This window comes from Streptomyces sp. CGMCC 4.7035 (assembly GCF_031583065.1).
GTDB lineage: Bacteria > Actinomycetota > Actinomycetes > Streptomycetales > Streptomycetaceae > Streptomyces > Streptomyces yaanensis.
On the sequence record NZ_CP134053.1, the window covers coordinates 5,797,499 to 5,809,850 of the forward strand.

Below are 12,352 nucleotides of genomic sequence, written 5' to 3' on the forward strand. Positions count from 1 at the left end.
TGCGGGGCGCTCCAGCCGGTGTCGAGAGACCGGCGCGCCCCTTCTGCGAGGGAGATGGTCCGCGAAGCGGGCCGGATGGGCCCATCCGGCCCGCTTCTGATCCCTGGTCGCCGCCGCGCCGGAAAGGGTTGCCGCGGCGCGCACGAAAGCGAATCGAAAATTTTCGCTCGCTCCCACCCCGTCCGCACCGGTTGACGCTTTGTCCCCCACTGGTGACACTCCGAAGGCGCCTACCCGACAGAATCCATCAGACTCCCACAGGATGTGTCATGCGACGCCGCACCGCCCGCACGCTCCTGGTCCCCGTCCTCGCCCTCCTGCTGGGCCTGCTCGCCACCCCGCCCAGCCCCGCACACTCCGGAGCACCGCCCGTGAAACCACCAGAAGTACGCCGGTTACCTCTTCGCCTACTTCACCGGCGAGGGCACCGCCGACGGCGAGCAGATCCGCTACGCCCTCAGCCGTGGCAACGACCCGCTGCACTGGCGGGAGCTGAACGCCGGGAAGCCGGTCCTCACCTCCACCATCGGTGAGAAGGGCCTGCGCGACCCGTTCGTCATCCGCTCCACCGAGGGCGACAAGTTCTATCTCATCGCCACCGACCTCAGGATGTACAGGAACAGCAGCGGTAGCTGGGACCACGTCCAGCGCCACGGCAGCAGATCCATCATGGTCCGGGAGTCCACCGACCTGGTCCACTGGACCGACCAGCGCCTGGTGAAGGTATCGCCCGACAACGCGGGCAACACCTGGGCGCCGGAGGCGTACTGGGACGACTCGCTCGGTGAGTACGTGGTGTTCTGGGCGTCGAAGCTGTACGCCGACGACGACCCCGACCACACGGGCTCGACGTACAACAAGATGCTGTACGCGACGACGAAGGACTTCCGCACCTTCAGCACGCCCAAGGTCTGGGACGACCCCGGCTACTCGGTGATCGACTCGACCGTCGTCAAGTACAAGGACACGTACTACCGCTACACGAAGGACGAGCGGAACCCGTCCTCCGACTCCCCGTGCTCGAAGTTCATCACCGCGGAGAAGTCGACGAGCCTGACGTCGACGTCGTACGGCTTCGTCGCCGACTGCATCGGCAGCGGGGCCATCAGCCGGGGCGAGGGCCCGACGGTCTTCAAGTCCAACACCGAGAAGAAGTGGTACCTGTTCATCGACGAGTACGGCGGCCGGGGTTACGTCCCCTTCGAGACCACCGATCTGGACTCGGGCACATGGACCCCGTCCACGGACTACCAGCTCCCCGCGAGCCCTCGGCACGGCACCGTGCTCCCGGTGACGCAGGCGGAGTACGACCGGCTGCTGGCCGCCTATCCGGCGACGGGTACGTCGGTGGTGGACGCGACGGCGCGCGGGCAGAAGGGGTACGCCGTCGTCACCGAGGCCGCGAGCAAGGTCGTCCTGCCCATGACGCCGGACGCCGACCTGCGTCATCTGGCGCCGTCGCTGAGCGTCGGCGAGGGCGCGACCGTCACCCCGTCCTCCGGCACCCGCCGTGACTTCCGCACGCCGCAGACCTACACGGTGACGGCCGTGGACGGCACGATGCGCACCTGGACGGTGGAGGCGGTGCCCACCCGCAGTCCTGTCCTCCCCGGGCTGAACGCCGACCCGGACGTGCACTACCTGGACGGCCGGTACTGGATCTTCCCGACGACGGACGGCTACGCGGGCTGGAGCGGTACGAGCTTCAAGGCGTACTCGTCGAGGGACCTGGTCCACTGGAAGGACCACGGTGTGATCCTGGACCTGGGGCCGGACGTGAGCTGGGCCGACAGGAACGCGTGGGCGCCGGCGATCGCCGAGCGGGGCGGCAAGTACTACTTCTACTTCTGCGCGGAGCAGCAGATAGGCGTGGCGGTCGCGGACTCACCGGCCGTTCCCTTCAAGGACGCGCTGGGCAAGCCCCTCGTCGCCAAGGGGCGGTTCGGCGGCCAGATGATCGACCCGGCGGTGTTCACGGACGACGACGGCCGAGCGTACCTCTACTGGGGCAATGGGCACGCGTATGTCGCACCGCTCAACGACGACATGGTGTCGTTCGACGCGAGCGAGGTGAAGGACATCACCACGGACAACTTCCGTGAGGGTTCCTTCGTGATCAAGCGTCGGGGAACGTACTACTTCATGTGGTCCGAGGACGACACGCGCAGCGAGAACTACCACGTCGCCTATGCGACCGGACCGTCCCCGCTCGGCCCGTGGACCAAGCGGGGCACGATCCTCGCCAAGCGCCCCGAGTACGGCATCCTCGGGACCGGCCACCACTCCGTGGTGAACGTGCCCGGCACCGACGACTGGTATCTCGTCTACCACCGATTCGCGCTCAACGGCCCCGGCAGGCCGGGCGGGGACGGCACGCACCGGGAGACGACCGTCGACCGCATGGAGTTCGCGGCCGACGGCACGATCAAGCCGGTGGTGCCGACCCTGGAGTCCATCAGGCCCGTACGGACGGCCGGTACGGACTAGCTGACGAAGTACGTCGGGTTGGGGAGCTTGTACGTCTTGTCGGCGTAGCCCCCGTCGAGGTCCGAGTACTGGTCGCCGAAGTTGGCGATGATGTCGTACCCGAGCGACTCGATGTGCTTGCGGGTGCCGGACTTGTACTGCACGGTCGTGCAGGTCCAGGTGCCCGGGGTGGCGCAGGCGCTCAGGTAGGACGGCGGGTTGGCCGCGTCCTTGAGGAACATGTGGTCGGCGTCGAGGTTGATGTCGGCGCCGACCTTCTTCAGGTTCTCGACCGCGGCGGAGCGCTGCGACTCCTTGAGGCCGGAGTTGTAGAAGACCTCGACGCCCTTGGACTCGGCGTAGTTGACGAGCTCGGGGGTGCCGAAGACGGCCGGGCGGCCGGCCTTGGCCACGTACTCGGCCCAGGTGGTCGAGTTGTACGTGTAGTTGGTCTTCTTCTCGTAGTCGAGGCTGAGCAGCAGCGTGTCGTCGATGTCGAAGACGACCGCGGGCTTCTCGCCCCGGTGGTGGGCCTTGCGGGCAGCCTTGTCGATGTAGCGCTTGGCGTCCGCGTCGAGGCGCGCCAGGTCCTTGGCGTACGGGCTGTCCGGGGACGCCTGGTACACGCCGTTGCTGTCGAGCGTGGCGCCGTAGTAGGTGTCGATGTCCTTGACCAGGAGCCCGATGTTGTAGGGCTCGTGGGTGGAGTTCGCGGTCGACTGACCGGCGGTGGCCGCGCCGGCGCCGTACAGGGCGGCACCGGCGACAGTGCAGGCGGCGACGAGGGCCGCGATGCGAAGTGGCTTATGCATGACAGGTTTTCTACGCGCGTCACCCCTCCGAGCGCGAGGCCCGTTGCCCGATCGATACCTTCTCCACGGAGAAAGCGGGCCTCGCGTGCCCCGTCCGGATGGGGGGAGGTGGTGCGGCAGTTGGGGCCTCCAGTCGCCCAGGTAGTCTCCCGGGTCGCCGACGCCGCCTGTTCGTCGGTGAGCTGGGGGCGGTTGTCGGGGACGGTGATCTCGGCGCCCGGCCCGGTGTTGCGGTACTCGGCGAACCGCTGGTTCTGCCAGGGGAAGCCGGCCGACATGTTGGTTTAGGGCGCGACCGCGTCGATACCCGCGTCGAGGCGGGTGGCGCGAACGGTGAGGCTCGGGCGGGCGGTGGTGTCGGAGCTGGGGACCCAGGGGCGGGCCGGCTTGTAGGAGCCGTCCGGGGCCTCGCTGCCGATGCGGCTCCTCGTCACCAGGTGACCGCGCGGGTTGGCGCCGACGGTGGAGGGCGCGAAGACGAAGCCGTAGGGCGCGGCAGTGGTTCCGGGGGTGCCGGTGTACGGGTTCGGCTTGTGGGGATCACCCCGCGTACGGGTCCGGCACCCTCCCCGGCCGGGCCAGGAACTCGAAGTCGCAGCCTGTGTCCGCCTGGGTGATCTGTGCGTTGTAGAGCACCCCGTAGCCGCGTTCGTACCGCGGAGACGGCGGGGTCCACTCCACCCGGCGGCGCTCCAGCTCCTCGTCGTCCACGTTGAGCCGGAGGGTGCGCGCCTCGACGTCGAGGGTGATGCTGTCCCCGCTCCGCACGAGGGCCAGCGGTCCGCCGACGTACGACTCCGGCGCCACGTGCAGCACGCAAGCGCCGTAACTCGTGCCGCTCATCCGGGCGTCGGAGATCCGCACCATGTCCCGCACGCCCTGCTTCAGCAGGTGATCGGGGATGGGCAGCATCCCGTACTCGGGCATGCCCGGGCCGCCCTTGGGGCCGGCGCCGCGCAGTACCAGCACGCTGTCGGCGGTGATGCCCAGTTCCGGGTCGTTGATGGTCCGCTGCATCGTCCTGTAGTCGTCGAAGACGACCGCGGGCCCGGTGTGCTTGAGCAGGTGCGGCTCTGCGGCGATGTGCTTGATGACGGCGCCGTCCGGGCAGAGGTTGCCGCGCAGGACGGCGACCCCGCCCTCGTTCGCGACCGGCTTGTCGCGGGGACGGATGACGTCGTCGTTGTGCACCTGGGCCCCGGCGATCTGCTCGCGCAGGGTGTCGTACGAGACCGTCGGCCGGTCCAGATGCAGCAGGTCCGGGATCCGGGACAGGAAGCCGGGCAGGCCGCCCGCGAAGTGGAAGTCCTCCATGAGGTGCCGCTCGCCGCCGGGCCGGACGTTGGCTAGGACGGGGACCGTCCGCGCGATGCGGTCGAAGTCGTCGAGCGTGAGCCGGATGCCGGCCCGTCCGGCCATGGCGATCAGATGGATGACGGCGTTGGTGGAACCGCCGAGTCCGAGGACCGTCGTCACCGCGTCCTCGAAGGCCTCGCGGGTGAGGATGTCGCTCAGCTTCCGGCCCTTGTGGACGAGTTCGACGATCCTGATGCCGGAGGCGGCGGCCATGCGGTCGTGCCCGGAGTCGACGGCGGGGATGCTGGACGCGCCCGGGACGGTGACACCGAGCGCCTCGGCGGCGGCCGTCAGCGTGGAGGCCGTGCCCATCGTCATGCAGTGCCCGGGCGAACGGGCCAGCCCGCTCTCCAGCTCCGACATCTCGCAGTCGCCGATGAGCCCGGCGCGCTTGTCGTCCCAGTACTTCCACATGTCGGTGCCCGATCCGAGGACCTCGCTCCGCCAGTGGCCGGGCAGCATGGGCCCGGCGGGCACGAAGACGGCCGGCAGGTCGACGCTCGCCGCGCCCATGAGGAGTGCCGGCGTCGACTTGTCGCAGCCGCCCATCAGCACGGCCCCGTCGACCGGGTACGAGCGCAGCAGCTCCTCGGTCTCCATCGAGAGCAGGTTGCGGTAGAGCATCGGGGTCGGCTTCTGGAAGGTCTCGCTGAGCGTGGAGACCGGGAACTCCAGCGGAAAGCCGCCGGCCTGCCACACGCCCCGCTTCACGGCCTGCGCGCGATCTCTTAAATGCACATGACAAGGATTGATGTCGGACCAGGTGTTGAGGATCGCGATGACGGGCTTGCCCAGGTGCTCCTCGGGCAGGTAGCCGAGCTGCCGGGTACGGGCCCGGTGGCTGAAGGAGCGCAGGCCGTCGGTGCCGTACCACTGGTGGCTTCTGAGCTCTTCGGGACGCTTCGGGTTCACCCGGGCGTTCATATGGACCACCCGGCGGCGATGGCGGCGACCTCTGCCCGCTCTTCCTCGGGCAGCCGCCTGCTCGGCGGGCGGACGTCCCGGCGGCACAGGCCGAGCGAGGCGAGGGCTTCCTTGACGACGGTGACGTTGTCGGCGGAGCCGTTCGCCGCGCGCAGTTCCTCGAAGCGGCGGATCTGCTCCCAGACCTTCATGGCGGCCGGATAGTCACCGGATCGAAGGGCCTCGATCATGTTCAGCGAGACGGCCGGGGCGACGTTCACAAGCCCGGACGTGAAGCCGGTGGCACCCGCAGAGAAGTACGAGGGCGCGTACGGCTCGGCCAGGCCCGCCACCCACACGAAGCGATCGAGACCCGCGTCCCGGGCGAAGGCCGCGAAGCGGGCGGCGTCCGGGACCGCGTACTTCACGCCGATGACGTTCGGGCAGTCGTCGGCGAGTTCGGCGAGCCGGGAGCCCGGCAGCTGTGCGTTGCGGATGTAGGGGACCACGCCCAGCTCGGGCACGGACTCGGCGATGGCCCGGTGGTAGTCGACCCAGCCCCCGGCCGAGACGTACGGGTGGACGGGCTGGTGGACCATGACCATCCCGGCGCCCAGCTCACGGGCGTGCCGGGCGGAGGCGACGGCGGTGGGCACGTCGTGTCCCACACCGACCAGGATCGCGGCCCTGTCCCCCGCCTCATCGATGGTCAGCTCCGTGACGAGGCGCCGCTCTTCGGGGGTGAGGGCGTAGAACTCACCGGTGTTGCCATTGGGCGTCAGGGTCCTGATCCCGCCGTCCAGCAGGCGCCGCAGCAGGACCCGGTGGGCGTCCTGGTCGACGGTGCCGTCCTCGACGAACGGGGTCACCGGGATCGCCACCACGTCGGCCAGGGCCGCCCGTCGGCTCTCGAACGTCGTCGTCATGCCTGACCGTCCCCTCCCCCGGCCTCGGACTCCGTTGCGGGAAAGGCCCGGTGCACGAACGACGCGATGTGGACGTGCAGGGCGCTCGACGCGCCGTCGGCGTCACCTTCGAGGGCGAGCCGCAGGATCTCCCGGTGCTCGGCGGCCTCCCGCTCCCAGGAGGGATCGGCGGCCCAGGCGACGGCGGAGACCAGGGCGGCCTGGTCGCGGACCTCGTCCAGCATCCGGCCGAGCAGCGGGTTGCCGCACGGCGTGTACAGGGCGCGGTGGAACTCCCGGTTGGCCAGGGAGCGTTCGGCCGTGTCGGTGGCCGCGTCCGCCCGGTTCAGCGCGTCGCGCGCGGCGTCCAGGGAGGCCCCGCGCCGCACCGACCGCCGCAGCGCCTCCGGCTCCAGGAGCAGCCGGACGTCATAGACCTCGCGCGCCATGTCCGCGTCCACCATGCGCACCGTGACGCCCTTGTACTGGCTCATCACGACCAGCCCGGTCCCGGCCAGGGTCTTGAGCGCCTCGCGCACGGGGGTCTTCGACACCCCGAACTGTGCGGCGAGTTCGGTCTCCACCAGGGCCTGACCGGGTGTCAGCTGCCCGGTGAGGATGCGGTGTTTGATCCCTTCCAGCACGAACTGCGTGCGGGAGGGAATCGGTGTGGGCACAGAGGTCATGCGCGCCTCTCGGTGTCACGGAGACCCCGGGGGCCGGGGTCTCGCGTACTGATCTCGCGTATCCGATCTCATGTATCGGATCTCGCGTATCCGATCTCGCGTATCGCGTCTCATATATGACGTACGAAGTACGGCGCGACGAACGTAGGAGCGCGCATGTGTTTCGTCAACGGTTCTGGTGATGGAAGTTGAGGTTCGTGTTCGGCCGGTCCTGATGCCGAGGGCTCGGGCTACGGCTTCCAGGCGGGATCGCGCCCGCTCAGACCGACCGCGCGGTCGAGGAGCGGAGCGTCGGCGGGGACGGGCACGACCGGGCCGAAGGCGCCGCCCCCGCGGTTCGGGTCCTCGGCCGCCGCGAGGAGGAAGCCGTACGACGTCTGGAGCGCGGCCGGCTCCGGCTCGTGCTCCTGGCCGGTGGCCCGCGCCAGGTCCCAGGCGTGGATCACCAGTTCGTCGGCGGCGACGGCTCCCGCGACGGCGCCCGGCAGGTCCACCCCGCCCGCGCGGGTCATGCCGGTCCAGGCACCCGGGTCGCGCCAGGCATCGGCCAGTTCGTCGAGCACCTTGGGCAGTTCCTCGCGCCAGCCGGGCCCGATGTCCGGCACGCCGGCGGTCGGGCTGGTGTCCGTGGTGACGCCGAGGTCCTTGCGCCCGGCGTCCCGGAAGGCGACGGCGAGCCCGATCAGATGGCCCAGCATGTTGCGCACCGCGTACCCGGGGCACGGCGTCACGTCCGTCAGCTGCTCGTCGCGCACCCCGGCCGCGAGCCGGGCGACGATCCGCGTCTGCGGTCCCAGGTCAAGGATCGTGTCGGTCATTCTCTCCTCCTGACTGTTCTCACTCAGGAGGTAGACCGACGGCGTCCACGGAACTCATCGGTCGCGTGCCCACCAGGACATCCGGGTCAACGTGCCCACCAGGACATCCGGATCGAACGGTCGTGGCCGTCCGGTCCCGGGTCCCCGCGGCGCCGCTGCGTCACAGGACCGCGAGCGCCTCCCGCACGGCCTCCAGGTCGGCGTCCGACGCCAGTCCGGCGTGGTACAGCCGCAGCTCGGTGGCGCCCAGCTCCGCCGCCCCTCGCGCGTCCCGCTCCAGCGTCCCCGGGCTGCCGCCCATGCCGGAGACCACGGTGAGGTTGGCCGCGACGACGGCGCCCTCCCGGCCCTGTTCCGCGAACGGCGTCAGCAGGCCCGCACCGCCCGTGCAGGGCACCACCACTCCGTCCGCGACGGACAGGATGTGCGCGGGGTCGACGCCCGCGTTGGCTCCGCAGTGGTACGACACCGGGTCCGCGTGCAGCAGCACCTGGAAGCCGTCGGGCGCGGCCGCGCGGACCGCCGCCACCGCCGCCTCCTGGAGCGTGCGGGCGGTTTCGTCGCGCCACGCGCGCGTGGCGGCCGCCGTGGTGTCACCGAGGAGCTTCTCGACTCCCGCCCAGCCTCCGTCGGAGGGCGCGCCGCGCCACACCGGCTCCAGTGCGGCCCGTACCGCCGCCGCCAGCGCCTCGGCGTCCAGCCCCTGCTCCCCGTATCCCCGACAGCAGCTCACGCAGAAGCACAACGACATGAGGTACTGCCCGGCGTCCCCGAGCCCCACCCCGCCGATCTTGTCGTGCGCGTGCAGATGCGCGAGGCCGTACCAGCCGAGCGACTCCAGTTCGGTGCCGCGCGCGCCCGGCCGCACGGCCGCCTCCGCCGCGAGGTCGACGAGGTACGCGCGCGTGCCCGGCTGCGCGATGCACGGCGCCCACGGATACGGGTCGCCGTAGGCGTTGACCACGGACGTCCGCGGATGCTCCTCCCCGAGGCGGGAGTTGTGCGCCAGGACCACCCAGGTGTGCACCTCCAGACCGGAGCTCGCCAGTGCCTCGGCCGCCTCGCCGAACGCGTCGCCCGGGGCCCAGTCCCCGGCCGCGTACGGACGCGGGGTCCGGCCCTCCCACCGCCGGTCCGTCGGGTACAGCACGGCCGCGTGGCGGGCCGTCACGATGCGGTGCCGTGGGTGCCGGGGCGTGAGCGCGCGCGTGGAGTGGTACGCGGATGCGAGGGTGGTCTGGCGGACGCCCAGCGTGGCGATGCGGTCCGCCGCGCCCGGGTCCCCGTTGACGTCCCAGGGGTAGACGAACGCCGACGCCTTCACATGCCCTCCTTGAGCAGCGCGTAGCCGCGGTCGATCAGCCGGGCGAGCTGTTCGACATGGTCCTCGGACGGTTCGTGCAGCGGTGGCCGCACCTCGCCGACGTCGAGGCCGCGCGACCGTACGCCGGCCTTGACGAGCGAGACGGCGTAGCCGCGGCCCTGGGCGCGGAGTTCGACGAACGGGCGGAAGAAACCGTCCAGGAGCCGGTGGACGGTGGCGTCGTCGCCGGAGCCGAGCGCCTGGTGGAAGGCGAGGGCGATCTCCGGGACGAAGCAGAACACGGCGGACGAGTACAGCGTGATGCCGATGGCGCGGTAGGCGAGCTGGGTCTGCTCGGCGGTCGGCAGGCCGTTGAAGTAGAGGAAGTCGTCCGGGACCTCGCTGCGTACGGCACTGACGATGCGCTGCATCAGGTCCAGGTCGCCGAGCCCGTCCTTGAGGCCGATGACACCGTCCGTGCGGGCCAGTTCGACCACGGTCGCGGGGGTGAACAGGGCATTGTCGCGCTGGTAGACGATGGTCGGCAGCGAGGTCGCCGCGGCCAGCTCGCGGTAGTGCCGCAGCAGTCCCTCCTGCCCGGCGAGGACGAGGTAGGGCGGCATGGCGAGCAGCCCGTCGGCCCCGGCGCGCTCCGCGAGCCGCGCGTAGCGCACGGCGAGCGCGGTCCCGTACCCGGCGCCCGCGACGACCGGTACACGCCCCTCGGCCGCCTCGACCGCCGCCCGTACGCAGGCCTCGAACTCCTCGGGCAGCAGTGCGTGGAACTCCCCGGTGCCGCAGCAGGCGAACACGGCGGCGGCCCCTGCCTCCACGCCCCTGCGCACGTGCGTGCGGTAGACGTCGAGGTCGATGGAGCCGTCGCGGCCGTAGGCGGTGACGGGGAAGAACAGCGGCCCGCTGGGGTTGCGGAGTCGAGCGGCGAGAGGGGCTGGCGTCACAGGCGCTCCCTGTCGGTGCATGTTGTCGGTGCATGTTTATGATCGATGTCCATATTTCTGAACAGACCCACGCTACGGGCCCCGCTTGAGGCGGGTCAAGCAGGCATTACCGCAATACGGGAGCAGTTTTCCCCGCTCCACGCCACACTTGACTAGCCCGGCCGCCGCTCCCTAGCGTGTCCATGTTTGTGAATGCTGTACATGAATGCGGCCGTTGACTCCGCGAACGAGCCAAAGGCAAGGAGAACCGAGGATGCCCGCTCCCCGCACCGTTCTGCTCACCGGCGCCGCCGGCGGGCTCGGCACCCTGATGCGGGCCCTGCTCCCGGAGTACGGCTACGAGCTGCGCCTGTTCGATCTGCGCCCCGTCGAGGGCGAGCCGGACGCGATCACCGCGGACCTCTCCGACAAGGAGGCCCTGCGCGAGGCCGTGCGGGGCGTCGACGCGATCATCCACCTCGCGGGCATCTCCCTGGAGTCCACGTTCGACAAGATCCTCAAGGCGAACATCGAGGGCACGTACAACCTGTACGAGGCGGCACGCGAGGAGGGCGTACGCCGGATCGTGTTCGCCTCCTCCAACCACGCGGTCGGCTACACCCCGCGCCCCCAGGGCGACGCCCCGCTGATCCCGGTCGACACCCCCCGCCGCCCGGACACCTTCTACGGCCTCTCGAAGTCCTTCGGTGAGGACCTCGCCCAGTTCTACTGGGACAAGCACGGCCTGGAGACGGTCTCCGTGCGCATCGGCTCCTGCTTCCCGGAGCCGACCAGTGTCCGCATGCTGTCCATCTGGATGAGCCCCGAGGACGGCGCCCGCCTCTTCCACGCGGCCCTGACCGCCGAGAACGTGGGACACACCGTGGTCTACGGCTCGTCCGCCAACACCCGCCTGTGGTGGGACCTGACGACCGCGCGGGCCCTCGGCTACGAGCCGCGGGACGACTCCGAGCCGTACGCCGAGAAGCTCATCGCCGAGCAGGGCGAACTGGAGCCGGACAACCCGGCCCACGCGCACCTGGGCGGGCACTTCGTCACGAACCCGCCGATCTGGCCGTACTGACGACACACACCGAGGGCGGGCGGGCACCGAACGGGCCCGCCCGCTCCGCTGTTCGGGCACGGAAGCTGCCCGATCTCACGCGCCGTCCCGCTCCTGCCCAGGTCCGACGCGGGCAGACAGTCGGCCAAGCGGGCAGGATCGGGCACACTCGGGCATGCAACAGGCCTGGTCACGGCCGCACGCCCGCTGTAGAACTTCCCCCATGAGCCCTGCCGGGCCCGAACGGGCAACACCGGTTCGGGCACCCCCGGGGGCATACGGGCCGAAGAGCGCGAAAGACAGGTGTCGGCGATGACGGACAGGACCGCGGAGGAACGCCAGCGCGAGATCGTCAAAGCCGCCCGCCGCACGGGCTCGGTCGACGTCACCACGCTCGCCGCCGAGCTGGGCGTCGCCAAGGAGACCGTACGACGCGATCTGCGCGCCCTGGAGGACCACGGGCTGGTCCGCCGCACGCACGGCGGCGCCTATCCCGTGGAGAGCGCCGGCTTCGAGACGACCCTCGCCTTCCGCGCCACCAGCCACGTACCCGAGAAGCGCCGGATCGCGGCCGCCGCGGCCGACCTGCTCGGCGACGCCGAGACCGTCTTCATCGACGAGGGGTTCACCCCGCAGCTCATCGCCGAGGCGCTGCCCCGGGACCGGCCGCTGACCGTCGTCACCGCGTCCCTGGCCACCGCGGGCGCGCTCGCGGAGGCCGAGAACACCACGGTCCTGCTGCTGGGCGGCCGGGTGCGGCCCGGCACGCTCGCCACCGTCGACCACTGGACGACGAAGATGCTGGCCGGATTCGTCATCGACCTGGCGTACATCGGCGCCAACGGCATCTCCCGCGAACACGGACTGACGACGCCCGACCCGGCGGTGAGCGAGGTCAAGGCCCAGGCGATCCGCGCCTCCCGCCGCACGGTCTTCGTTGGCGTGCACACCAAGTTCGGGGCGGTGAGCTTCTGCCGGTTCGCGGAGATCGGCGAGCTGGAGGCCATCGTCACCAGCACGCTGCTGCCCGCCTCCGAAGCCCACCGCTACTCGCTACAGGGCCCGCAGGTCATCCGCATCTGAAAACCGAACACCCGAAAAA

9 protein-coding genes and 2 pseudogenes are annotated in these 12,352 nt (G+C 70.6%); 3 read left to right on the top strand and 8 right to left on the bottom strand.

The window, feature by feature from the left end; translation table 11 throughout:
- The first annotated feature begins 269 nt into the window (after positions 1-269).
- Positions 270-2,487: pseudogene (locus tag Q2K21_RS25405) on the top strand (family 43 glycosylhydrolase).
- On the opposite strand, the gene Q2K21_RS25410 reads toward Q2K21_RS25405, so the two are convergent.
- The 8 genes and pseudogenes from Q2K21_RS25410 to Q2K21_RS25445 all read right to left on the bottom strand — a co-directional run bounded on the left by Q2K21_RS25410 (position 2,484) and on the right by Q2K21_RS25445 (position 10,208).
- Positions 2,484-3,278: an HAD family acid phosphatase gene (locus tag Q2K21_RS25410; RefSeq protein WP_310775374.1), complete on the bottom strand. Its 795-nt coding sequence runs from the start codon at positions 3,276-3,278 to the stop codon at positions 2,484-2,486. The pseudogene Q2K21_RS25405 and the gene Q2K21_RS25410 overlap by 4 nt on opposite strands.
- 123 nt (positions 3,279-3,401) lie before the next feature.
- Positions 3,402-3,775: pseudogene (locus tag Q2K21_RS25415) on the bottom strand (pectinesterase family protein); the annotation flags it as partial.
- 43 nt (positions 3,776-3,818) lie between these two features.
- Positions 3,819-5,546, bottom strand: a complete 1,728-nt coding sequence (gene araD, locus Q2K21_RS25420) for an L-arabinonate dehydratase (RefSeq protein WP_310775376.1) — start codon at positions 5,544-5,546, stop codon at positions 3,819-3,821.
- Positions 5,547-5,554: 8 nt separating this feature from the next.
- Complete coding sequence (locus Q2K21_RS25425) at positions 5,555-6,463, bottom strand: dihydrodipicolinate synthase family protein (RefSeq protein ID WP_310775378.1); 909 nt, start codon at positions 6,461-6,463, stop codon at positions 5,555-5,557.
- Complete coding sequence (locus Q2K21_RS25430) at positions 6,460-7,128, bottom strand: GntR family transcriptional regulator (RefSeq protein ID WP_310775380.1); 669 nt, start codon at positions 7,126-7,128, stop codon at positions 6,460-6,462. Before Q2K21_RS25430 ends, Q2K21_RS25425 begins: the two co-directional genes overlap by 4 nt.
- Before the next feature lie 230 nt (positions 7,129-7,358).
- Positions 7,359-7,946 carry a TIGR03086 family metal-binding protein gene (locus Q2K21_RS25435; RefSeq protein WP_310775382.1) on the bottom strand — a complete coding sequence of 196 codons (588 nt, stop codon included), beginning with the start codon at positions 7,944-7,946 and terminating at the stop codon, positions 7,359-7,361.
- A 160-nt stretch (positions 7,947-8,106) separates the two neighbouring features.
- Positions 8,107-9,270 (bottom strand): hypothetical protein, encoded by a 1,164-nt coding sequence (locus Q2K21_RS25440; protein ID WP_310775384.1) that lies wholly within the window; start codon positions 9,268-9,270, stop codon positions 8,107-8,109.
- Positions 9,267-10,208: a 5-dehydro-4-deoxyglucarate dehydratase gene (locus Q2K21_RS25445; RefSeq protein WP_310775386.1), complete on the bottom strand. Its 942-nt coding sequence runs from the start codon at positions 10,206-10,208 to the stop codon at positions 9,267-9,269. The genes Q2K21_RS25440 and Q2K21_RS25445 overlap by 4 nt, the downstream gene beginning before the upstream one ends.
- A gap of 253 nt (positions 10,209-10,461) precedes the next feature.
- Between Q2K21_RS25445 and Q2K21_RS25450 the strand changes: the two genes are divergently transcribed.
- Together Q2K21_RS25450 and Q2K21_RS25455 are read left to right on the top strand one after the other, a co-directional pair.
- The gene (locus Q2K21_RS25450) at positions 10,462-11,271 is read left to right on the top strand and encodes an NAD-dependent epimerase/dehydratase family protein (protein ID WP_310775388.1); all 810 of its coding nucleotides are present in this window, start codon (positions 10,462-10,464) and stop codon (positions 11,269-11,271) included.
- A 291-nt stretch (positions 11,272-11,562) separates the two neighbouring features.
- Positions 11,563-12,333, top strand: coding sequence for a DeoR/GlpR family DNA-binding transcription regulator (locus Q2K21_RS25455; protein WP_310775390.1), 771 nt, complete (start codon positions 11,563-11,565; stop codon positions 12,331-12,333).
- Positions 12,334-12,352 lie beyond the last annotated feature (19 nt).